The organism is Chryseobacterium sp. GW823-FHT05E08, assembly GCF_058795655.1.
Map to the genome: position 1 here is coordinate 934586 of NZ_JBXAHY010000002.1, position 25108 is coordinate 959693.

Here is a 25108-nt window from a genome sequence, read left to right on the forward strand (position 1 = left end):
CGAACCCAAAGAGTTCAACATTAATAGCCGTAGGTGAAACCTATGTAACGAAATAATAACAAACAACCGTAAATAAAACCTACGGAAAATATAGAAATGGAAAACGAAAATTTTGAAACCTTCGCAATAAGAACGCAAACTGAAAGAACCCAGTTTGACGAGCATTCAACGCCATTATATCTTACATCAAGCTTTATTTTTCAGGATGCAGAAGATATGAGAGCGAGTTTTGCAGAAGAAAAACCAAAGAATTTATACAGCCGATTTTCAAATCCTAATGTAACGGAATTCACAGATAAAATTGTGAAAATGGAAGGCGCAGAAGCAGGGTATGCTTTCGCAACAGGGATGGCAGCGATCTATTCAACGTTTGCAACTTTGTTAAATGCTGGAGATCATATTGTAAGCTGTCAGTCGGTTTTCGGATCTACTCACACGTTGTTCACAAAATATTTCCCGAAATGGAATATCGAAACAACCTATTTCAAAGCTGAAGATGCCGAAAATGTAGAAAAATATATTCAACCAAATACCAAGATCTTATATCTTGAGACCCCTACAAATCCTGCAATTGAAGTATTAGATTTAGAGTTTTTTGGAAAAATAGCGAAAAAACATAACCTTATTTTTATTGTAGATAATTGTTTTGCAACACCTTATCTTCAACAGCCGATTAAATATGGTGCAGATGTTGTTGTTCATTCAGCAACAAAATTAATTGACGGACAAGGTCGTGTTTTAGGAGGAGTAGCTGTTGGTAGAGAAGATTTGATTCGTGAGATTTATCTTTTTGCAAGAAATACGGGGCCTGCAATGTCACCTTTCAACGCTTGGGTTTTGTCAAAGAGTTTAGAAACGTTGGCAATCCGTGTTGAGAAACATTGTGAAAATGCTTTAAAAGTGGCCGAGTTTTTAGAAAACCATCCGAATGTAGAATTGACAAAATATCCTTTCCTGCCATCGCATCCAAGTTATGAAGTGGCAAAAAAACAAATGAAGTTGGGTGGGAATATCGTCGCATTCGAGATCAAAGGCGGAATTGAAGGCGGAAGAAACTTTTTAGATAAAATAAAAATGTGTTCTCTTTCTGCAAACCTGGGTGATACCAGAACAATTGTTACGCATCCGGCTTCTACCACGCACTCGAAATTATCAGATGAAGAAAGAAATGAAGTAGGAATTACAGCCGGCTTAGTTCGTTGTTCAGTAGGTTTGGAAAATGTAGACGATATCATCGCAGATCTGAAACAGGCATTGGATTAATTATTTGGGCAGCTGTATCCCCCTTCCGCTCCCAATCTTTTTTTCCATCGCTTTTGCCTGATAAAAAAGGATTTCCGCTCAAGTCGGGCTGCAAAAGAACCCGAAGGGTTCAACAACAATAGCCATAGGTGAAACCTGTGGAAAAATATCAATCAACGGATTAATTCACCAATGAAAAATAAATAAAATGAAAAATTCAGAACAATTATATAAAGCATTATCCGAAAGAATTCTTGTGCTAGACGGAGCAATGGGAACAATGCTTCAGCGATACAAATTCGAGGAAGAAGATTACCGTGGCGAAAGGTTTAAGGATTATGAACACCCTGTAAAAGGAAATAATGATTTACTTTCATTAACGCAACCTCATGCGATCGAGGAAGTTCATAAAAAATATCTGGAAGCAGGCGCAGACATTATTGAAACCAATACTTTCTCAGGAACAACAATTGCTATGGCAGATTACCATATGGAAGATCTTGTGTACGAACTGAATTATGAGTCCGCAAAAATTGCGAGAAAAGCATGTGATGAATTTACAGCTCAAAATCCTGATAAACCAAGATTTGTAGCAGGTTCAATCGGGCCAACGAACAGAACGGCAAGTTTAAGTCCGGATGTAAACGATCCAGGATACAGAGCAATCACTTTTGACGAATTGAGAATTGCTTACAAACAACAGTCTGAAGCTTTATTAGATGGAGGTTCAGATATTTTATTGGTAGAAACTATTTTCGATACGTTAAATGCAAAAGCTGCTCTTTTCGCTATTGATGAAATTAGCGAAGAAAGAGGAATTAAAATTCCAATCATGGTTTCAGGAACCATTACCGATGCGTCAGGAAGAACGCTGAGCGGACAAACTGCAGAAGCATTTTTGATCTCAGTTTCACACTTAAATTTATTGAGTGTTGGTTTCAACTGTGCTTTAGGAGCCAATCAGTTGACTCCTTATTTAGAAACATTGGCGCATAATTCAGATTTCTTTGTTTCAGCGTATCCCAATGCTGGTCTTCCCAACGCATTCGGAAAATATGATGAAACGCCAGAATTTATGGCAGAACAAATCAGAGAATATGTAGAAAAAGGACTCATCAATATCATCGGAGGTTGCTGTGGTACAACACCAGATCACATCAAAGCAATTGCGGATTTGGTTGATAAATATGAGCCAAGAAAAGTGAGAGAAATTGTATAAATTTTTCAACATTTATTGCTTAGGATTAACGCTACTAATTTATTTTAGAAGAATACACAATTAATGAAATATTTAAGATTATCGGGGCTTGAGCCTCTTATTATAACGCCGGAAAGTAATTTCATCAATGTTGGTGAAAGGACGAATGTTGCCGGTTCCAAAAAGTTTTTAAGATTAATTAAAGAAGAGAAATTTTCTGAAGCTTTGGATATTGCCCGTCACCAAGTTGAAGGCGGCGCACAGATCCTTGACGTTAATTTTGATGACGGATTGATCGATGGAAAAGCTTCCATGATAAAATTCCTGAATTTAGTAGGTTCAGAACCGGATATTTCCAGAATTCCGATCATGATCGACTCCTCAAAATGGGAAATTTTGGAAGCTGGATTACAGGTTGTTCAAGGAAAATCTGTAGTGAATTCCATCAGTTTAAAAGGTGGTAAAGAGGAGTTTGTCAAACAGGCTAAAGCTATCAAAAGATATGGTGCGGCGGTTATTGTCATGGCTTTTGACGAAGACGGACAAGCCGATACTTACGATCGTAGACTTGAAATCACAAAAAGGTCGTATGATATTTTAGTGGATGAAGTGAAGTTTCCGGCAGAGGATATTATTTTTGATTTAAATATTTTCCCTGTTGCAACAGGAATGGATGAGCATAGAAGAAATGCAATCGACTTCATCGAAGCAACAAGATGGGTTCGCCAAAATCTTCCGTATGCGTCTGTAAGTGGGGGAGTGAGTAATGTTTCATTCTCTTTCCGTGGAAATGATACGGTGAGAGAAGCAATGCACTCGGTTTTCCTTTATCACGCAATTCAGGCGGGAATGAATATAGGGATTGTAAACCCTGCGATGTTGGAGGTTTATGATGAAATTAATAAAGAATTATTAGGTCTTGTAGAAGATGTAATTCTCGATAAAAGAGAAGACGCAACAGAAAGGTTGTTGGATTATTCTGAAAAGAATAAATCTGTCAAAAAAGAAGTTGTTGAAGAACTGGAATGGCGTACCAGACCTTTACAGGAAAGAATCACCCATTCTTTGGTAAAAGGAATTGACCGTTTTATTGAAGAAGATGTGGAAGAAGCAAGACTACAATCTGCTAAACCTTTGCATGTTATTGAAGTTAATTTAATGACAGGAATGGGCGTAGTCGGCGACTTATTCGGAAGCGGAAAAATGTTCTTGCCACAAGTTGTAAAATCGGCGAGGGTAATGAAAAAAGCGGTGGCTTATTTACAGCCCTTTATTGAGGCTGAAAAAGATGGCGAAAGACCAGCCAACGGTAAAATTTTAATGGCAACAGTAAAAGGTGACGTTCATGATATTGGTAAAAATATTGTGAGCGTTGTTTTGGGTTGTAACAATTACGAAATTGTTGACCTTGGGGTAATGGTTCCAGCCGAAAAAATTATTCAGGCTGCGATTGAACATAATGTTGATGTTATCGGTCTGAGTGGTTTGATCACACCAAGTTTAGATGAAATGGTATACATTGCATCAGAATTAGAGCGTCAGAATCTTAATTTTCCTTTATTGATCGGTGGTGCAACGACTTCAAAAGCACATACTGCCGTAAAAATAGATTTAAAATATAAAAATGCAGTTGTTCACGTTAACGATGCTTCCAGAGCGGTAAATGTGGTGAGTTCTTTATTGGGAGATAGGAATAAAGAATATGTAAGTGATTTAAAGAGTGACTATTCAGATTTCCGTGAAAAGTTTCTGAACAGACAGATTGACAAAGAATATGTTTCCATTGAAGATGCAAGAAAAGATAAATTTAAAATTGATTGGGAAAATGAAGAGATTTTCACACCGAATAATTTAGGAATACAGGTTTTCGAAGGTCAAGATTTAAATGAATTGGTTCCTTTTATCGACTGGTCACCGTTTTTCAGAAGCTGGGATCTTCACGGTAAATACCCAAATATTTTTGATGATGAGGTAGTAGGAGAGCAGGCTAAAGAATTATTTAAAGATGCTCAGGTTATTTTAAAGAAAATCTTAGATGAAAAGTCATTGACAGCCAAAGCGATCTTCGGAATATTCAAAGCAAATTCAACTGAAGATGATGATATTTTAATATTTGATGAAAATGATCAGCAGCAATCTAAATTTATCACATTAAGACAACAACTTCAAAAATCTAAAGGCAAAGAATATTTAGCATTAAGCGATTTTATTGCTCCTCAAAGTTCAGGAAAAACTGATTATGTGGGAGCTTTCTGTGTGACCACAGGTTTTGGAACTGATGAATTGTCAGATGAGTATGAAAAAGCCAATGACGATTATAATGCAATCATGGTAAAAGCTTTGGCTGACCGTTTTGCAGAAGCTTATGCCGAATTTTTACATAAAAAAGTAAGAATAGAATATTGGGGATATGCCAATCAGGAAAATTTAAGCAATGATGACTTAATTGCTGAAAAATATAAAGGAGTTCGTCCCGCACCAGGTTATCCGGCTTGTCCAGATCATTTGGAAAAACATGCCATTTGGGATCTTTTAAAAGTAGAAGAAAATATTGGAGTTTATCTTACAGAAAGTTTAGCAATGTTCCCGACAGCAGCAGTTTCAGGGTATTATTTCGGAAGTCCGCATGCAAAATATTTTGGACTCGGAAAAATTACAGAAGACCAATTGAAAGACTATTCGAAGAGAAAAGGAATTTCTTTACAGGAAGCGAGGAAATGGTTGTCACCTAATTTAGCAGATTAATAAAAATAGTTAATGGTTGATAGTTGTTTGTTGCTGGTTTAAAACAATCAACGAGTAACAATCAATACTCAACAAAAATATAAAATGAAGATTACAGAACACATAAAAAATGCAAACGGAAAAACTTTGTTCTCCTTAGAAGTTGTTCCGCCCCAGAAAGGAATCGGGATTGAAGATTTGTATAAAAATATAGACCCTTTGATGGAGTTTAAACCTCCTTTTATTGATGTAACGACTTCTCGTGAAGAATATATTTACATTGATAAAGGCAACGGTTTGATGGAACGTAAAATTACCAGAATGCGTCCCGGAACATTGGGGATTTGTTCGGCAATTCAGCATAAATATAATGTAGATACTGTTCCGCATTTGCTTTGTGGAGGGTTTACGAAAGAAGAAACAGAATATCTTTTGGTAGACTGTATGTATCTTGGAATCGATAATGTAATGGCACTTCGTGGCGACGCGATGAAAGGTCATCAATATTTTGAGCCTACAAAAGGAGGTCACGAAAGTGCGATGGATTTGGTTCATCAAATCAATGATCTCGGAAGAGGGAAATACCTTCATGACGAGCAGGCTTGTGAAGAAAATAACAAGTTTTGCATTGGAGTAGCCGGCTATCCTGAAAAGCATATGGAAGCACCTTCCATGAATTACGATTTAAAATGGCTGAAACAAAAAGTAGATGCCGGAGCAGATTATATCGTGACTCAAATGTTTTTTGATAATAAAAGATTTATCGAGTTTGTGACAAAAGCTAGAGAAATGGGAATTACAGTTCCAATTATTCCTGGAATTAAGCCGATTGCAACAAAAAGACATTTAAAGTTATTGCCACAGGTTTTCAAAATCGATTTACCGGAAGATTTAATTAATGCAGTGGAAAGTGCTAAAAACAATGAAGCCGTAAAACAAATTGGAGTAGAATGGGCAATCAATCAATGCAAAGAACTTCTAGATTTTGGAGTTCCTGTTTTACACTTTTACTCAATGGGGAAAAGTGACAATATTAAAAAAGTAGCTGGAGAGCTATTCTAAAGTAAAAATGATATTTGATTTTTTTAAGCCTTGCTTTGAGCAGGGCTTTTATATTTAAAAATTATTGATTTATTTAATGATTAAGGAATATAAAACTTATAAGTATGAATTGCCATAGAATTAATATGTTAAAATATATTTTTTAACATAATTTATTAATTATAATTATTATTTTCATTTCAAATTCGATTTTCATGAAAAAAATAACGTTATTTCTAAGTTTTATTTCTTTAGCTACAACTTTTAATGCGCAAGTTGGTATCAATACCCCAACACCTCAAACTACTTTAGATGTTGTGGGAAATGGGGCATCTGCAAGCATCAAAGATGGTTTTAGAGCTCCAAGAATTACAAAGCAGCAATTAGCAGCAAAATCTGCCGGAGTTTACGGTGCAACAGAAAGTGGAGCTTTGGTTTATGTTACAGATGTTACGGCTCCTTCAGGCACAACTCCAAGTTTAACGCAAGTTGCAGAAGTTGCAGGAGCAGGTTATTATTACTTTGATGGTTCAATTTGGAAGCAGGTTGTCAATTCTACAGGTTTCACAAATATTTACAATGCAAATGGAACTCTTACTACAAACAGAACCGTTTCGCAGGGGACAAATACATTAACTTTTGCAAATTCTGCAACTGCAGGAACAAACCATTTTTCTGTCGATGGAAATACTTTTTCTGTTGATGCTGTAACTGACAGAATTGGAATTGGTACCACAACACCCGAAACAAAGTTACAGGTGATTTCGGGGACTGCAATTTCTAATAGGTATAATATTATTGATGCTGCCAATTCTACTAATCAATATGCATTTTTAGCATTAAGAAATACTTCTCCTTTGGCTACAGGTAATTATTCTTTACTAGGATTTACCAATAGCGGACCTACATCCGGCGGTGCCAATTGGGCTTTGGGAAGTATTCGTACTGGTGCAACGATTGTAAATGGTACTGAGGAAGATTTTTATGTAGGGAATTCTTTAGGTGGAGGTTTAAATGAACGTTTCAGAATTACTTCTGCAGGAAACGTAGGAATCGGAACAAGCACTCCGGCTAGAAGACTTCATGTAAATGCCAATTCAAGTGCTGTAAGATTTGAAAGCTTAGCAACATTACCGACTAACACAGCTGCGACTAGTTTAGTTATTGATACAAACGGGGATATTTATAAAAATAATACAGTTTCGGTAGAAGGTCAGATTCTAAGAATAGGTTTGAATGCATTTACTTACACAACAGTGAGTGAAGTTGGACTAAGGTTTAACTCAAATGATAGTACAGCAGAAATGGGAAATGCGCCCAACACTGCACCCAATTTTATTAATACCATTGTAGGAGCAACGATAAATGATGCTGTGTCTGCACCTGCAGGACAAGGATCGCCGGCGAGAACTGCAGATCAGATTTTATTACAGCCTGGAATATATAAAATACAGGTGAGACTTGTAGGAAATTTTGCAGCAACAAGTTCATTAAATAATCTTTTCCTGAAAAGTATTGTAAATAATAATGAATATTCTTTGGTAAATTTTACCAATAACTCAAATCAGACTACAACTTACTATTTTGATGATTTCATTAATATCACAGGATCGGCACAAACTGTTGATTTTACGATACTTCCTGGAACAAATACTTTTACGACAGCATCAAGTCAGAGTCCGAGTACGGGGAATTCTTACAGAAGTTTGATCTTGATACAGAGATTGAGATAATAATTTACTTTATTTATAAACAATTTCGGCGGCACCAAAGGTGCCGCCGAAACTCTATCTTACAACATTGGATGCCTTTCAAAAACCTTTCCCCTATCAAACAAATACCGATAAGTCGCCAATTTCCTAGTCACCTCTGTATCCAGATTTTCCGCAATCTTAATCATTTTTGGATTAAAATCTCCGATCCATTGAAGTTCGGTAACTTTAAAATCGGTATGTTTTCTTAGGTGTTGGGTACCTTCCCAAATCATATAGCCTTCAAGTCCTTTTTTCTGCCAATCGGGTACAACTCCGAAAACAAGACCAACCATTTTTTCATTTTTTTTGAATTTTTTGATCCATAAAAACTTTAGTTTCTCAATAAATCCAAATTTCCCATTCATATATTTAAACCATTGATTCAAGTCCGGAATATTCATCCACATCGCAACAGGTTTTTCATTTTCGTAAACGAACCATGAAATATGTTCATTGATGATGGGTTTCATCGTTTTAAACATTTTTAAAGTCTTTACTTCCTCTATTTGTTTCCCTTCTCCGTGAGCCGCCCAGGCTTTGTTATAAATTTCAGTAAAATCTTTAGCAAATTTTTCAAGATTATTCTTTTTCAATGGTCTTGCTGAAATTGCAGGATTTTTACTGTGTTTTGCATGCATAACTGTAAAGACTCTCGAAACTTCCGCGAAAATAGGTCTTGAAAAACAAAGCTGTTCAAAATAAATTTGAAAACCATAATTTTCAAGAAGCTCTTTGTAATAAGGAAAATTATAATTCATTCCATATAAAGGTTCTATGAATCCATCTATGAGCAATCCCCAGAATTTATCCCTTTCACCGAAATTTATAGGTCCATCCATCGCTTCCATTCCTCTTTCCTGAAGCCATTTTTTACAATAATCAAAAATAAAATTAGCTGTTTCCTGATCATTAATGCAATCAAAGAATCCAATTCCTCCAGTAGGTTGATTTTGTTTGTATAATTGATTAACAAAAACCGCTATTTTTCCAACAGTTTTATTGTCTTTATTTTTAAATATGAATCTTTTACATTCTCCGTTTTTGAAGAATTTATTTTTTTGATGATCAAAAATAGCTTCAATATCTTTATCTAAAGGTCTGATGTAGTTTTTGTCATGTTGATAAAGTCTGACAGGGAATTCTAGAAATTCCTTTTTCTGATTTTCATGGTGTACTTCTTCAGCAATAATCATAACTTTTATACGAATGAGGAGATGAGGTAATATTTTTGGGTTAAATTGAAATATACGAACAGATATTATCCGTATTTTTGTTGCAAATTAAATAAAAAATGGTTGATTTTACTGATAACGACGATGATATTTTCACAGGAAAAGAACATACGCCTATACGGGAAGATGCTTTTGATAAATCGCCACAGGAAAAAATAGAAAAGATCACTGAACTTTTCGGTGAGATTATGGAAACGCTTGGATTGGATATGACAGACGATTCCTTGAAAGATTCTCCAACGCGTGTTGCTAAAATGTATGTAAATGAAATTTTTGGAGGATTATTGCCTGAAAACAAACCGGGAATTTCCACGTTTTCCAATAAATATAAATACAGTCAGATGTTGGTTGAAAAGGATATCACAGTATATTCTTTTTGTGAACACCACTTTTTACCGATCATTGGAAGAGCGCATGTTGCCTACATTTCAAATGGTGAAGTAATTGGACTTTCAAAAATTAACAGGATTGTAGATTATTACGCGAAAAGACCACAAGTTCAGGAAAGATTGACAATGCAGATCGTGAACGCTTTAAAAGAAGCTTTAGGTACAAAAAATGTTGCTTGTATCATTGATGCTAAACATCTTTGTGTAAATTGTAGAGGAATTAAAGACACGGCAAGTTCTACCATCACAGCAGAACTTAGCGGAATTTTCAAGACAAATCCTATTACAAGACAGGAATTCTTACATTATGTAGGAAGTCATGCTAAATTGGATTAAATTCGATTGTAATGAACTATCAGATTCTTAAAAATATTATTGAAGAAGAACTTCTTAGATTCGAAAAGATCTATGAAGAAGATTGGTCTTATAAAATTTCGCCGGAAAAATGGTCAAAAAAAGAAATTTTAGGTCATCTTTGTGATAGTGCAATTACAAACATCAGAAGATTTGTAGTCACTCAATATAAAGAAAACGAGAATATTGTTTATGATCAGGATTTTTGGGTAAAAGCTCAGAATTATCAGAATATTCCCACTCAGGATGTGATCAATCTTTGGAAATTTTTGAATTTTCAAATTGTTCATACCGTTGAAAATATTCCGGATGAGGCATTGCAAAGAACTTGCGATACCACAAAAACAAATCCTCAGAATTTCACTTTGGAATTTATTATTCAGGATTATGTTGATCATTTAAAATATCACTTAAAAGCAATTTAATAATGATAAAATTTAAAAAAAGCTCGGATAAAATTTTCGTAATGACAATTATTTGTTGTTGCTGTAAATGCTGCTGTTAAAAGATTTTGGTCTTTTAATATATCTAAACTTTAAACTAAATTTTAAAATCATTAAATCAAATATAACACAATGCAATTAAAAATATACAACTCGCTTACAGCGGAAAAAGAAATATTTAACCCAATTTTAGAAGGAAACGTCGGAATGTATGTCTGTGGACCTACCGTTTACAGCAATGTGCATTTGGGAAATGTGAGAACTTTCCTTTCTTTCGACTTTATTTACAGAAGCTTAACGCATTTGGGATATAAAGTGAGATATGTAAGAAATATTACCGATGCAGGGCACCTTACAGACGATGGAGACGTAAACAACGACAGATTTGTAAAGCAAACCCGTCTTGAGAAGTTAGAACCGATGGAGATCGTACAAAAATATACAGTTGATTTTCATAAGGTTTTGGAAATGTTTAATTTACTTCCTCCAAACATCGAACCAACAGCAACTGGTCATATTGTTGAGCAAATCGAGTTAACTCAAAAATTAATTGAAAAAGGGTTCGCTTACGAAAGCAACGGATCTGTATATTTTGACGTTCTTGAATACAATAAAAGAGGCCTTAATTACGGCGAACTTTCAAAACGTAATATTGAAGAACTTTTTGCCAACACTCGTGATTTGGACGGACAAGGAGAAAAGAAAAATCCACAGGATTTTGCCCTTTGGAAAAAAGCTTCACCTGCACACATCATGAGATGGAATTCGCCTTGGGGAGAAGGTTTCCCGGGATGGCATCTTGAATGTACTGCGATGAGCACTAAATATTTAGGTGAAAAATTTGATATTCACGGAGGTGGAATGGACTTGAAATTTCCACACCACGAATGTGAGATCGCTCAAGGAAAAGCTTGCAATGATATCGCTCCGGTAAATTACTGGATGCATGCCAATATGTTGACAATGAATACGCAACGTATGAGTAAATCGACAGGAAATTACATTTTACCAATGCAGTTGGTTACGGGAGATAATGATTTCTTTGAAAAACCTTTCCATCCGTCGATTGTACGTTTTTGTTTCTTACAGGCTCATTATAGAAGTGTTTTAGATATTTCTAATGATGCAATGATTGCGAGCGAAAAAGGTTTCATAAGATTAATGGAAGCGGTAAAAGTATTGAATTCAATCACTCCGAATGATGAAAAACAATCAGGTTTTAATCTGGAAGAGTGGAAAAATAAAGCGTACGAAGCTTTAAATGATGATTTCAATTCTCCGGTTTTGATTGCTCATTTATTTGAAGCTGTGAAATTTATTTTTGCTTTAAATGATGAGAAAGAAACCATTTCAACGAAAGATTTAGAGGATTTGAAATCAACTTTAAATGCTCTTATATTTGATGTTTTAGGACTTCAGGCGGTTGAAGAAAATAACAATGAAAAGTTGGATCAAACGTTACAGGTTTTAATCGAACTGAGAAATCAGGCAAGAAAATCGAAGAACTTTGACCTTTCGGATCAAATCCGTGATAAACTACTTGCTGAAGGCATCGAATTGAAAGACGGAAGAGACGGAACAACTTACGTTTTAAATTAAAATTTTAAAAAATAGTATATACTTAAACTCTCACAAATTTGTGGGAGTTTTTTTATGCGTGTTTTTGTCATTTCGACGAAGGAGAAATCCCTATCTTAATAACCTTAACACCTTAAATAAAATCTTAATGGTTAAAATTTAAGTATAAAAAGATATTAGGCTTAAAACATTCTCCAAATTATCACAATCACATCATTAAAATTAAATTATTGTAAATGTTATTCAATTAATAGAGATTTTTTGTTATTCAATTTGAAAATTATGTAACTTAGTAATAGTAAAATCATTACGAATCTAAATCCAACTTATTATGAAAAAACATTTATTCCCTTTATTTTTGATACTATTAGGAGCAAATGCTCATGCCCAGCAAGATTTTTTTGCATTGACGGGAAAAGATACTCCAGGTATTGTTTTCAATGACTTTCGCGCCATTGATGTAGTAAATGGAACTCCCGGAGAAGCTGTCTTCACGGCAGATTCTTCTGCAAAAATATTTTCGCAGACAAGAAACGGCTCTGTAACTGAGGATAAAAATTCTTACAACAATTCTCAGGCAACAACTATGGCGACTTTAGCATACGATTCCAGAAATAATAATCTGGTTTATATGCCGATGTTTTCATCAAATATCTATGTTTTAAATTCTAAAACGAAAGAAATCACTTTGGTGGAGAACAGTGTTGCAAGAGTAACTTCTTGCGATATTAATTCTCACATAACGAGAATGGCGACCGGATATGACGGTAATATTTACGCGATGAATAATTCCGGAACACAGTTTTTACAGATCAGTAAAAAGAACAATCAATATGTTGTAAATGATCTTGGGATTGTTAAAGATGATTCTTCAAATGGAAAAAATTCTTTCACAACAATTGAAACAGGCTTTGGAGGTGATATGATTGCCGATGCAGATAATAATTTCTATGTTTTTGCAACTTCAGGAAATGTTTTTAAAGTTTCAACTAAAGAATTAAAGTCCAAATTTGTCGGAAAAATAACAGGAATTCCCGAAGGATATTCTGTAAACGGAGCTGCGGTGAATTCTAACGGAAAAGTTGTGATTGCAAGTGCAAAAGGAGCGCCTCTATATGAAGTGAATTTAAATGATTTACGGGCAAAACAACTTCCCGGAAATTTAAATTTACATATTTATGATTTGGCGAGTAAATATTTCGCTAATGATAAAGCAATTTCAAATAATGCTTTGGCAAATTTAGATATTTATCCGACCAGAGTTGATGAGCAATTAATCAACGTAAATGTGAATGATAAATCGGTAAAAGGAAATCTTAAACTTACGATCTTTGACATCTCGGGTAAGAATGTAATGCAACAGAATTTATCCGTAAAAGACGGTTCATTAAACCAACAGGTTTATTTGAAAAATCTGATCAATGGAGCGTATATTGTAAGTATCGCTAATGAGTCCGGAAAAATATTATTAAGCAAGAAAATTATTGTAACAGAATAATCTTTTAGCTTTCTTTAAAATCATAGCCTTTTCAAATATCTGAGAAGGCTTTTTTAATGAATATTTGATATTCAATAAGTTTTGTTTTTCGAGATTAAAATGTATTTTTATAAAAAAATATAGATGAAATTATACTTTAATATAGGTTACAGCGCAAAAACAGGGGAATCTTTGCAGTTGATCATCAATGAAGAAGGAGCTGTACCCAAAACTCATAAAATGTTTTGCACCGAGAACGGTTTGTGGAAATGTGAAGTAGACTATTTTTCAAAATCAATCTCTTATAAATATCAGCTTGCGGGTGAAAAAGAAAGTATTCTTAGAGAAGAATTTGTTTTGCATCATCTTAATTTCCCTCACAACTATAAAGAATTTTCTATTTTCGATGAATGGAACAATAAAAATTTCCCCGAAAATTATTTAAATAATAAAATTCTTTATAATAAACTGAATCAGTTTGTTCCTGAAAAGATTTCGGTCTTAAAAAAACATACCCATTTATTCAGATTAGAAGCTCCGGTGTACAATCCGAATTGGAAGATTGTATTGTTCGGAAGTACGGCTTCTCTGGGAAATTGGAACTATGAGAAAGTAATTCATTTATCTCAGACGGATTTCGGTATTTGGGAGACTTCGGTTGAAATTCCTGAGAACGAATTTATCCAATTTAAATATTGTCTTTATGACAAAAATGAAGGTAAAGTAATTGATGTAGAAGCCGGAGAAAACAGATTTGCGGTTGCCAATCAACAGAAAGATGTTTTGCAGGTTGTTTCAAGTCATTATTTTAAATTCAAACTATATCAAATGTATCATGATGCAGGAGTTGCGGTTCCTGTGTTCTCTTTGAGAAGTGAAAATGGTTTCGGTGTCGGAGAATTTTCTGATATGAAAGAATTGGCTGACTGGACAAAAGAGACAGGTTTAGGAATTATCCAAATTCTTCCGATCAATGATACAACGGCCAACTATACTTGGACGGATTCTTATCCTTACGCAGCGGTGTCTGTGTATGCTTTACACCCTCAATATATTTCTTTGGAGAATCTTGATTTTAAGTTGCCTAAAGATTTAGTTGAAGAATATAATGCTGAAAAATTAAAACTAAATTCTTTAGAATTAATTGATTACGAAGAAATGATTTCCGGAAAATGGAAATTTTTGAAAGCAGTTTTCAATACAGAAAAAGAAAAGATCTATAAAGACAGAAACTTTAAGAAATTTATAAAAGATAATGAAGATTGGCTGATTCCATATTCTGCATTTTGTGTGTTGAGAGATAAATATAAAACTCCGAATTTCAATGACTGGAAGACACATAAAAAATATATTGCAGGAAAAATTTCACCATTCTTTTCAGCAAAAAATAAAGAGTATGATGCCTCAATGCTTCATGCCTGGGTGCAATATCAACTTCATAAGCAGTTAAAAGAGGCGATTGAATATATACATAGTTTAGGCGTTTCCGTAAAAGGAGATTTACCGATCGGGATCTACCGTCATTCTGTTGAAGCTTGGACGGAGCCTGAATTATTCGGTATGGATTTCCAAGCCGGAGCACCGCCGGATCAGTTTACGGAATTGGGTCAAAACTGGGAATTTCCAACCTATAATTGGGAAGCGATGAAGGCTGATGATTATACATGGTGGAAAAACAGATTCAAAGCATTGGAACAGTATTTTGATGCGATGAGAATTGACCATATTTTAGGGTTTTTCAGAATCTGGAGAATGCCGATTTCTGCTACTCAAGGGATTTTGGGGTATTTTTATCCTGCAGTTCCAGTTACTGAGGAAGAATTTAAGGCTTGGCATATTCCTTTTGATTTTAACAGGTATTGCAAACCGTTTATTAATGATCAGATTCTTTGGAATTATTTCGGAGAAGATCACGGAAAAGCGCTTGAATTCATCAATAATAATTCTAACGGAACGTATTCTTTCAAAGAAGAATTTGATACTCAGAGAAAATTATCAGATTTCTTTAAGAAAAATCCAAGAGGTTCGGTTGAAGAACAATTAATTGCCCTTTGTGCGAATGTTTTATTTTTAACTGAAGAAAGAGAAGGCGAAACAGTTTATCATCCAAGATTTAATGTTTATAATACTGAGTCTTACAAATATTTGTCGGATTGGGAAAAGAAGTCTATTTACGATCTGTATCACGATTATTTCTTCAAGAGACAGGATAAACTTTGGAGCGAAAAGGCAATGGAAAAACTTCCAATGATCTTAAATGCAACCGAAATGCTGATCTGTGGTGAAGATTTAGGAATGGTTCCTGATTGCGTACCTGCTGTAATGGATGAATTGGCGATCATAGCCTTAAAAGTTCAGCGTATGCCTTCGGATAATATCCCTTTTTATAATCCTAAAAATGCAGGATATCTGAATGTAATTACGGCTTCTTCACATGACAGTTCAACGTTAAGACAATGGTGGAAGGAAGATCCGGCTTTGACGCAGAAATATTTTAATCAACAATTAATTCAATACGGAAAAGCTCCACAAGAATTAGATACTCATCTTGCCGAGATTATTATGAAGCAACATCTTTATACAAATGCAATGTTGGCTATTTTCCCGATTCAGGAGTTTTTTGCAACGGATAAAGAGCTTACCAACCCGAAAATGGAAAATGAAAGGATCAATAATCCTGCAGTATTTCCGCATTATTGGCGTTACAGAATGCATTTAAAGTTAGAAGATTTAAAAAACAGTACAGATTTTAACCAAAAAATAAAATATTGGGTTAAAGACAGTGGGAGATTGTAAATTTAACATTTGATTATCAATTAGTTAATAATAAATTAAAAGAAGTTGTATCGAAAGATTTAACTTCTTTTTTTTATTTATATCCAAAAGATAGATTAGAGATAGTCTACTATATATTAACCAATTAACGACAATAAGAATGAAAAAAATATTTTTGGGATTTGCTTTGAGTTTGGCGACTTTGTCGTTTGCTCAGCAATATCCAAACAACGGTTACGGTAATGGTAACGACGGATACAATAACGGTTACGGAAATAATGGTTATGAAAATAACAACTATGGAAGTAATGACGGATATTATTCTAACGAAGATGATCAGAATTATTTCCCTGATGATTATTACTACAACTATCCTCAGGATTATTATCCTCAAGATTATTACCAGAATAACTATAACGATTACAGAAGCAGTATCGTAAATGTCAACTGGAATGTGTTCTTTAATCAGAATAGATTGAACCGTTGGCAAATTGATCAAATCTTAAGATTGAATAATCTGTACGTAAGCTTTTCAACATGGGATAACTACTACAGATACAATCCGGACAGATGGTATTATGATAGATTCTATGCGTTACAAAGAATTATGGGACCGCAGATTTTTATTAGTTTTCAAAACAATTATTATAGAGGAGCTAGCCCGGTTGTGTATTTTCAAAATTACAGAAGAACACATTATGCTTCCATTTGCAGACCAATGCCTCGCTATAGAAACGTAAATATCAATATTTATAGAGTAGACAGAGCAAAATTTAGAGGAAATAATAATCCTTCCTTTAATATTGCAAGAACGAGCCAAAGAGAAAATAACGGATTTAGAGGATCTGGAAGAGATAATAATAACTCAGGATTCCGTAATCAGTCTATTAAGAGAGATAATAACTCAGGAGGTTTCCGTGATTCTGGAAATAACGGAACAAGAAATAACGGAGGCTTTAGAGCAGGAACTGAAAACACTGGCGGAACGAGAAATACAGGAGGATTCAGAAATGATGTGAGAACAGAACCTTCTGCTCCTAGAGAAAATAACGGTGGTTTTAGAGGAAACGCAGGAAATAGCGGTGGAAACAGAAGCGCTGGAGGATTCAGAACTGAAACAAGAAGAGAAAGTTCTGCACCAAGAGAAAGCAACGGAGGTTTCAGACAGCAAAGATCTGAGAGTTCGGCTCCAAGACAAGGTAATAATGGAGGAGGAAACAGAAGTGCTTCCGGAGGCTTCAGATTAACGAGTAATTAATTTTCATATATTATATTTAAGTGGTGTGAAGGGCAGATTTTTATAATCTGTCCTTTTTATTTTGTGTTTTATTATTTTGATATTAAAATTTAACATTTTTTATGAATATTCGGCTTTAACTTCTGTTTTAATTAAGTATCAAAAAGATGTATAACAATTAATTAATAATTAAATATTTAAAAAGATGAAAAAATTAGTATTAGCAATAGCATTTATCGGAATGGGAAGTTTTGCAATGGCACAACAAACTACTCCTCAGGACAAACAAGCAAAGAGAGCAGAAATGCAGCAGAAAATGCAACAAAAAGAGCAAGAGCATTTAGATAAAATGCAAAAAGATTTAAACTTAAATCAATCACAGGTTGCTCAGATAAAAGGTCTTCACGAAAAGAGAAAAGCTGAAATGAAAGCTGAGTTTGATAAAAACAAAGGAGAAAGACAAGCTAAAATGGAGAAGATGAAAGGCAAGAGAGAGCAAATGGATGCAGATATGAAAAAAATCTTAACTCCTGAGCAGTACGGTAAATGGCAAGCTGACAGACAGGCTAAAATGGAGCAAAGAAAAGCAGCAATGAAAGACAGAGGAATGAAGGGTGGAAAAATGAAGAGATCAATGGATACGGCCGCTCCTGCTGTGAATTAAGAGTTTTCAATTTTGATTTTTTAATGTGTTAAGGACGGATGTATTTCCGTCCTTTTTGTATTAAATTTGATTAAATCTTTTGATTTCGGGGTTTTATTCCATAATTTTACTGTAAAATTTATTATTATGGTAAGCGATAAAATTGCACAATTAATTAACGAACAAATAGCTCACGAACAATACGCCGCACAATATTATCTTTCAATGTCTGCTTGGTTTTCTAGCAAAGACCTTGATGGGATCGCCAATTATTTCAGAGTACAAAGCAAAGAAGAATTGATGCATGCTGATAAAATGTTTGATTATTTAAATGATGTTGGAGGACAAATCATCATCGGAGAAATTGCAAAACCACCACACGAATTTGCAAATGCCATCGACATTTTTGAAAAAGCATTAGAGCACGAGAAAAAAGTAACAAAAAGTATTTTCAATATCGTTAAAAATGCGAATGACGAAGGAGATTTTGCTACAACTTCTTTCCTACAGTGGTTCATCAACGAGCAGGTAGAAGAGGAGGCAAGTGCGTCTCAATACGTTACGAAAATCAAAATGGTTTCTGATAATCCATCTGCATTATATCTTTTTGATCAGGAATTGTCACAGAGAGTTTTTGTGGCGAATGCAACGGCTTAGATTTAACTTTAAATAAAGTTTAAGATAACAGTTTCGGGGGCACCAAAGGTGCCGCCGAAACTATTTTAAGTATTAAAAATAATTGTTCCAAAACCAGCTAGGATAAGGAATGGTATCGAGTTTCTTTTTTAAATCTGTATTGTTATGAATCAGATTTTTCAATTGAATTTGATTCAAATCTTTTGAAACAGGAATAGAAACATATATTCTATTGACGTGAACATTGCTTTTTAAATAGACAACTAGAAAAGTGTTTTCTTTATATTTTTTTGCGTCGTTAAAATCTAAATTTCCGACGTCACATTGAGATTCATATTCTTTATCATTAATTTGAAAAGTGTAAACAAAATCATATCCAGTACCTCTTCCGTAAGGCTTTACATCTCTTATTTTTCCAACAGTATAAAATCCCTCTGTTTTATATAATTCTTTATACTTATTCCTAAAATGATGATCTGAAAGTATAAGACCAATAATAAGAATTATCCAAAAGTATGCATGATATTTCTTAAGAAAATCAATCATGTTACAAGTAAATAAGCTGAGTTCTCAACACCTTTCTTCCCAGATGCTCCAAAACATTCTTATATCGTTCAATCTGTCGATCATTCTTCGCAGTTTCTTCACCAGTCTTGAAATCCACAATAATATAACCTTCGCTACCTTTCAAAATTCGGTCGGGTCTGTAGATTCGGCTTTCTCCATTTTCTGAGATCATGATATCTTGTTCATTGATCACTTCCCATTTTTCATCAAAAAATTCAGAATGAGTATGGACGATCTCTTGCAACGTTTCCTGAATATCATTTTTCTCTTCCAAGGTAATTTGTCCTTCCAAAAGATAACTTTCAAGCACTTTGGTAATATCTTTTTCGGTATTGATTTTTGATAATAATTCGTGAACGAAAAGACCGATTCTCACTTTCTCATTTCGAACCTGATAATTTTTTGATGGAGTCGCAATTTTTATGGAATTACTTTTTTCATTGATATTTTTAAGATTCTCAATATTTTTTGTTTTGAAAGAAGACGTTTTATCTTTCGAATACTTTTTCAGCATTTCTGGCTTCACTTCATACAAATCAAATTCGTCACTTTCATTGACGTTTTTAGTTTGCAAAAACTCAAGAAGCTCCAAATTGTTTGAAGTTTTGTTTGCTTTTTGAAGATAGAAAAATAATTGTTCAACAGGTCGGGTAGTCGCAACATATTGCAGGCAAAGCCTGTCGACAAGGTTTTTGTAAGAATTTTGTTTGTTGAATTTTTCAATTTCCTGATCGTAAACTTCAAGATTTTTACTGAACTGATTGATATTAACAGATTTCAACGCCTCATCGCTGCTCGTTTCAAACCAGTTAGTAAATTCACTGTCACGATTTTTATTCATCATCGGAATAAAAACAATAGGGAATTCCAGTCCTTTAGATTTGTGAATCGTCATGATCTGGATCGCATCAATATTTTCCGAAGCCTGAATCGTATATGTCGAAGCTTCTTCATCCCAATATTTTAAAAACTCCTTGGTGCTTGCGCCTGCATTTTGCGTAAAGTTGAAAAGCATTTCCAAAAAGTTCAAAAGAAAGTCGGTTTCTTTATTCTCAATAGAAAATTCATTAACGTAATATTCTACAAAGTTGTATAAATTAAATCTCGGGAAATTTTCCTGTTTTAATTGTAAAGCATATTTTAGTTGAAGAAATTGCAAAATCTCCTCATGCGTTTCAATATCTAGAATTTCCTTCATTTCCAAAGTGAAATCCGGCATATTTACTCTTCCTAATGTATTCAGATGATACATCATCATGATCAGATTAGGTTTGTTTTTCGGATTGGTTTCCCACTTCAAAAATTCAATAACAGCCTGTAAGGTGTTGGAAAGTTCTAAGGTTAATCCTTTATCAGAAATAGTTTTGATGTTCGTTTCTTCCCCTCGATAATTGACTTTAAGATTCCCCAATTTTTGAGAATAACTGAAAATGTCAAAATTTCCACGACATAGAATCGTAATATCAGAAAACTTAAAACCATTATTCAGACATTCCTGAATATTTGTTTTCATTCTTTCGGAAGTATCGTTATAGAAATCTTCGTTGGTGAAATTTTCAATAAGATTCACTTTTACGCGACCTTCATGTGCTGATTTTGCGTTTTGTTCGGCGTCGGTTCCGAAAATATTTTTATGTTCTTCTTCAAGATTTATAGAATGATATTCGTACAATTCATTATTAAAATGAACAATATTTTTTGCACTTCGCCAGTTGTCTTTTAAAACAAGTAACTCTGCTTCTTTGGGCGAAATCTCTTTTTTATTGATAATATCGAGCATCAATTTACTTTCTCCACCACGGAATCGGTAAATACTTTGCTTTGGATCACCAACCAACGTAAAAGATGTATTGTCTGTTGAAACACTGTGATCTCTTAACGGAACAAAATTCTGCCACTGAAGCTCAGAGGTATCCTGAAATTCATCAAAGAAATAATGCTGGAATTGTGAGCCTACTTTTTCATAAATAAAGGCAGAAGGCTCGTTTTTAAGGTTTTCGTTAATTAAAATATTAAATTTTGAAAGCAAAACAAGGTCATTCTCATCTTCAATTTTTTTCAATTCATCCTGAATGTCTTTATTAACTTTCAAAGGAAGTAGAGCTGATAAAATTTTCTCATTTTTCTGAGTTTCGATGAATAAAAGAATCAACTGCATTCTGTTTTCTAGCAATTGCTCTAAGATTTCAAAAATTTCAGATTCTTTACTTTTTGATTTTGTAGAAGCTCCTTTTCTGTAATTATTAACAACCGATTCTTCCTGAGTTGTCGGGAACGGGAATCCTGGTCTTTTTTGATTATAAAAATCTAAAACCTTAGTAAAAAATCCTCCAATTCCATTTTTTCCCTGTGCAAAATCCTCAATCTCAATATTTCTTGATTTAAATAATTCAATTGATTTTGTTACAATCTCCAAAGAATGCTTTTTATTAAAAATAATCTCTTTTCGGATTGTATTTTTTATACTTTCATAATTCGTATCATCAAAACTTTTATTGTTTTTCAGTTGCTCATAATGAATGTCTTTTACAAACTCTTTTGCCGAGTCGTAAAGGTTTTTATTAAGGTTGATTCTTTCATTATTTTCAAGACTGTAATCTACATAATCCATGAAAGAATTGGAAATAGACTCGTTTTCCCCAATCTGATCAAGCATTTTATCTACCGCTTCAATCAAAAAAGGTTCTGCATCAATTTCAAGATTGAAATTTTTAGCTAAACCTAATTCATAAGAAAAACTTCTTACCAATCGCGCGTTGAAACGGTCAATCGTACCAATATTTAATGTAGAATAATTGTGAAGAACGTAATCTAACAGTTTTTTAGAGCGAACATGCAACTCATCAATCGTTATTCTTAAACCCTGTTCTTCAAATTCTTTTTGAATATTTTTTAAATCCGCATTGTCAGCAAAAGTATCTGCTGCGAAATTATTTAACCAAGATAAAATCCTTTCTTTCATCTCATTGGCGGCCTTATTGGTGAAGGTCAAAGCCAATATATTTCTGATGGCGTGTTGTTGATTAGGATAACGAAGACAGATCATCAAAAGTCTCTGAACCAAGGCGTACGTTTTCCCTGAGCCCGCAGAAGCGTTGATAACTGTATAAGAATTTTGCATTTTTTTGAAAGAATTGAGAGTGCAAGTTAGCTAATTTTTAAGTGAAATTTTAACAATTTGAATTCACTATTTAACAATTTGGAAACAGAAAATTCACAAAAATTTCCTAAAACGCGTTAACTGTGGTTAAACTTGTATTTTAATTTAAAAATAGCTTTAGTTTTGCGTTATAAAAAACTTTCCGTGAAATTTAAACTACTCTTTTTCTTATTTACCATATTTTTCATCAATATCAATGCTCAGGATTATATTTTTGGGAAGATATCTTCTGAAGAAAATATTGAAATGCCCGATGTTACGGTAATCAATATCCGAACTGATGAAAGGATATCCACAAACCGAGACGGACATTTTATGATTTCGGGAAGACAGGGCGATGAACTCCGATTTGTAAAATCGGGTTATGAAAGGTTGAATAAAAAGGTAACTTCAGAAAACATCAGCTCTGCGATCAATATTACTTTGATAAGATCTGCTGCATTAATTGCTGAGGTTGAAATTAAAAAAGGACTCACCGGAGATCTAAAAATTGATTCTAAAAATCTTAATCCACCAAAAAAAGTTGAGAAGCTAAAAAGCGATCTGGCAGTTTATATGTCTCAAAAATCTGATCCAAGGCTTCTGGCTGCAAGAGCCGGAGAATTTGTCCAGCCGAAAGGACAAGGTTTTTCTATCGGAAAGATTAAAAATAAATGGGATGATGTTGATTTAATGGATTATCTTACAAAGGCTTTGGGAGAACAGTATTTTATAGATCTAAAGATTGATAAAGCACTAACTCAAAATTTTATTTATTATGTTTTTGCAGGCGGTTTTGAGAGAAAGAATATTTTGAAATATGGGTATTGCAGTGATGCAGATTTGTATAGATTTCAACGATTTGTTTTAACGAGAATTTCGTCTTATCGTGCTCCTCAAACTCAAAGATAATAGCAGATGAATAGAAAGCTGGAAAATAGAAATTAGCAAACAAAATAGTGAAATTTAACAATAAATACACATTTTTATCAGGCTGGAAGAAACTTTTTCTGTTCCTTATATTTTTGAGTAATTATGTGTTTTCCCAACAAATTGTCACGGGAAAAATTACAGACGATAATGATATTAATCTCGGTTCTGTTACGGTAATTAATATTTCGACAGACCAAAAAGTATATACCAATTCTCAAGGAGAATTTTCTATTGAAGCTTTCAATAATAATGAATTAAGATTTGTCAGAGCCGGCTACGAAAGAGTTTCCAAAAGAGTAATGACGGACGGAATAAATTCTCAATTATTTATCACACTCATTAAAATTCCTGAAGAAATAGAAGAGGTTAAAGTCGCCAAAAAATTGACAGGTGATTTGGCTGATGATTCCAGAGCTGTCGCAAAAGTGGACAAAGGCGAAATCGTTCAACAGGCGGTTGGACTTCCACAACCTATTGGTAAAATGAGAGAAACGCCCGCCGAAGTGAAAAGCGTTTTACTTCCGATCCTTTTGGGAAATCTTAATGTACAGGGCGTTTATGATCTGGTGAGCGGAAAAGCGAGAAGACAAAAACGACAATATCGATATGATGATCTGCAGGAACATATTTTGTGGATTCGTAAAAGAGTAGACGATGACTACTTTACAAAAGCGGGAATTCCTATTGAAAGAATTTCGGAATTTATAGAGTTTTCTTTTCTGACAAAACCTCGAACGAGAACTTACGTTAAAGCCAAAAACCTTTCCGGAGTATTATTAAGTCTCGAAGAAACAATCCCTCTTTATGCCGAAAGATTAAAGCAAATTAAGCAATAATTTAAATGTTAATAAAATCTTAAAATTTCGGAATAGAAATTGATATACTCATAGAATTAAAATCAACCAAATTCACGAATTTTTATGAATAAAAACATTATTGCAATCGCGGTTGCATCTTTAGGCTTCATTATTGGTCTTGGACTTTTAGGAAGTGCTATTAAAAACAGAAATAAATCTGAAAATACTATTTCAATTACCGGTCTTGGAACTAAACAATTTACTTCCGATTTAATTACCTGGTCGGGAAGTTTTTCTAAAAACAACGCCGACTTGAAATCTGCTTACGATGAATTGGCGATGGACAGAAAAGTTATCAACGATTATCTTATTTCAAAAGGAATCAAACAGAATGAAATCGTTTTTTCTTCGGTAGATATTCAGAAGCAGTTTAGAAATTATACGGATTCAAATGGAAACAATGTACAGGGAGAATTTTCGGGATATAGTCTAACACAAAGGGTTTCTATTGAAAGCAAAGAGGTTGCGAAAATTGAAAACCTTTCCAGAAATATTACAGAAATTATCAATCGTGGAATAGAATTTACTTCTTCTTCACCTTCTTATTTTTATACCAAACTAGCGACTGTAAAGCAGGAAATGATTGCTTCCGCAACAAAAGATGCGAAAGAAAGAGCCGAAAAAATTGCGGAAAATTCTGGAAGTAAGTTAGGGAATCTTAAAAAAGCGACAATGGGAGTTATTCAAATTACAGCTCCAAATTCTAATGAAGATTATTCTTACGGCGGAACTTTTAATACTTCTTCTAAAGAAAAAGAAGCGAGTATTACGATTAAATTGGAATATGAAGTGAATTAAATTTTTATTGATTGAAAATATTTTTTTCTCCCACGGATTACACAGATTTTCACAGATGATTGCGCATAGTTTTTAAAGATAAAATTTTACA

At 33.9% G+C, this 25108-nt stretch carries 19 protein-coding genes; 16 read left to right on the forward strand and 3 right to left on the reverse strand.

The window, feature by feature from the left end:
- Positions 1 to 96: 96 nt before the first annotated feature.
- From AC1Q7L_RS10265 to AC1Q7L_RS10285, 5 genes are all read left to right on the forward strand, one after another.
- Positions 97 to 1263: an O-succinylhomoserine sulfhydrylase gene (locus AC1Q7L_RS10265; protein WP_492305312.1), complete on the forward strand. Its 1167-nt coding sequence runs from the start codon at positions 97 to 99 to the stop codon at positions 1261 to 1263.
- A 187-nt stretch (positions 1264 to 1450) separates the two neighbouring features.
- On the forward strand, positions 1451 to 2461 hold the full coding sequence (locus AC1Q7L_RS10270) for a homocysteine S-methyltransferase family protein (protein ID WP_492305313.1): 1011 nt from the start codon (positions 1451 to 1453) through the stop codon (positions 2459 to 2461).
- Between the two features lie 63 nt (positions 2462 to 2524).
- On the forward strand, positions 2525 to 5185 hold the full coding sequence (metH, locus tag AC1Q7L_RS10275; RefSeq protein WP_492305314.1) for a methionine synthase: 2661 nt from the start codon (positions 2525 to 2527) through the stop codon (positions 5183 to 5185).
- 84 nt (positions 5186 to 5269) lie between these two features.
- Entirely contained in the window at positions 5270 to 6226 is a 957-nt protein-coding gene (gene metF / locus AC1Q7L_RS10280; RefSeq protein WP_492305315.1) for a methylenetetrahydrofolate reductase [NAD(P)H], read from the forward strand.
- Positions 6227 to 6420: 194 nt separating this feature from the next.
- On the forward strand, positions 6421 to 7938 hold the full coding sequence (locus tag AC1Q7L_RS10285; RefSeq protein WP_492305316.1) for a phage tail-like protein: 1518 nt from the start codon (positions 6421 to 6423) through the stop codon (positions 7936 to 7938).
- Positions 7939 to 7997: 59 nt separating this feature from the next.
- On the opposite strand, the gene AC1Q7L_RS10290 is transcribed toward AC1Q7L_RS10285, so the two are convergent.
- Positions 7998 to 9152 (reverse strand): hypothetical protein, encoded by a 1155-nt coding sequence (locus tag AC1Q7L_RS10290; RefSeq protein ID WP_492305317.1) that lies wholly within the window; start codon positions 9150 to 9152, stop codon positions 7998 to 8000.
- A 98-nt stretch (positions 9153 to 9250) separates the two neighbouring features.
- On the opposite strand from AC1Q7L_RS10290, the gene folE reads away from it, so the two are divergent.
- The 8 genes from folE (at position 9251) to AC1Q7L_RS10330 (ending at position 18744) form a co-directional block, all read left to right on the forward strand.
- Positions 9251 to 9916, forward strand: a complete 666-nt coding sequence (gene folE / locus AC1Q7L_RS10295) for a GTP cyclohydrolase I FolE (protein WP_066752686.1) — start codon at positions 9251 to 9253, stop codon at positions 9914 to 9916.
- A gap of 11 nt (positions 9917 to 9927) precedes the next feature.
- Complete coding sequence (locus AC1Q7L_RS10300; protein WP_492305318.1) at positions 9928 to 10359, forward strand: DinB family protein; 432 nt, start codon at positions 9928 to 9930, stop codon at positions 10357 to 10359.
- A gap of 150 nt (positions 10360 to 10509) precedes the next feature.
- Complete coding sequence (gene cysS / locus AC1Q7L_RS10305; protein WP_492305319.1) at positions 10510 to 11976, forward strand: cysteine--tRNA ligase; 1467 nt, start codon at positions 10510 to 10512, stop codon at positions 11974 to 11976.
- Positions 11977 to 12286: 310 nt separating this feature from the next.
- Complete coding sequence (locus AC1Q7L_RS10310) at positions 12287 to 13453, forward strand: T9SS type A sorting domain-containing protein (protein WP_492305320.1); 1167 nt, start codon at positions 12287 to 12289, stop codon at positions 13451 to 13453.
- Positions 13454 to 13576: 123 nt separating this feature from the next.
- A complete protein-coding gene (locus AC1Q7L_RS10315; protein WP_492305321.1) occupies positions 13577 to 16228 on the forward strand; it encodes a 4-alpha-glucanotransferase in 2652 nt (883 codons plus the stop codon).
- A gap of 139 nt (positions 16229 to 16367) precedes the next feature.
- Positions 16368 to 17465 carry a hypothetical protein gene (locus AC1Q7L_RS10320; protein WP_492305322.1) on the forward strand — a complete coding sequence of 366 codons (1098 nt, stop codon included), beginning with the start codon at positions 16368 to 16370 and terminating at the stop codon, positions 17463 to 17465.
- Positions 17466 to 17649: 184 nt separating this feature from the next.
- A complete protein-coding gene (locus AC1Q7L_RS10325; RefSeq protein ID WP_492305323.1) occupies positions 17650 to 18108 on the forward strand; it encodes a DUF4890 domain-containing protein in 459 nt (152 codons plus the stop codon).
- A 126-nt stretch (positions 18109 to 18234) separates the two neighbouring features.
- On the forward strand, positions 18235 to 18744 hold the full coding sequence (locus AC1Q7L_RS10330) for a ferritin (RefSeq protein WP_066759553.1): 510 nt from the start codon (positions 18235 to 18237) through the stop codon (positions 18742 to 18744).
- A gap of 72 nt (positions 18745 to 18816) precedes the next feature.
- Here AC1Q7L_RS10330 and AC1Q7L_RS10335 read toward each other — a convergent pair whose 3' ends face one another.
- Both AC1Q7L_RS10335 and AC1Q7L_RS10340 read right to left on the reverse strand, forming a co-directional pair.
- Entirely contained in the window at positions 18817 to 19269 is a 453-nt protein-coding gene (locus tag AC1Q7L_RS10335) for a hypothetical protein (protein WP_492305324.1), read from the reverse strand.
- A gap of 1 nt (position 19270) precedes the next feature.
- Positions 19271 to 22411: a UvrD-helicase domain-containing protein gene (locus tag AC1Q7L_RS10340; RefSeq protein ID WP_492305325.1), complete on the reverse strand. Its 3141-nt coding sequence runs from the start codon at positions 22409 to 22411 to the stop codon at positions 19271 to 19273.
- A 183-nt stretch (positions 22412 to 22594) separates the two neighbouring features.
- Here AC1Q7L_RS10340 and AC1Q7L_RS10345 point away from each other — a divergent pair, with 183 nt between their 5' ends.
- From AC1Q7L_RS10345 to AC1Q7L_RS10355, 3 genes are all read left to right on the forward strand, one after another.
- Positions 22595 to 23341, forward strand: a complete 747-nt coding sequence (locus AC1Q7L_RS10345; RefSeq protein ID WP_492305326.1) for a hypothetical protein — start codon at positions 22595 to 22597, stop codon at positions 23339 to 23341.
- Between the two features lie 47 nt (positions 23342 to 23388).
- A complete protein-coding gene (locus tag AC1Q7L_RS10350) occupies positions 23389 to 24198 on the forward strand; it encodes a peptidase associated/transthyretin-like domain-containing protein (RefSeq protein ID WP_492305327.1) in 810 nt (269 codons plus the stop codon).
- Positions 24199 to 24282: 84 nt separating this feature from the next.
- The gene (locus AC1Q7L_RS10355; protein WP_410694123.1) at positions 24283 to 25017 is read left to right on the forward strand and encodes an SIMPL domain-containing protein; all 735 of its coding nucleotides are present in this window, start codon (positions 24283 to 24285) and stop codon (positions 25015 to 25017) included.
- The last annotated feature ends 91 nt before the right edge of the window (positions 25018 to 25108 follow it).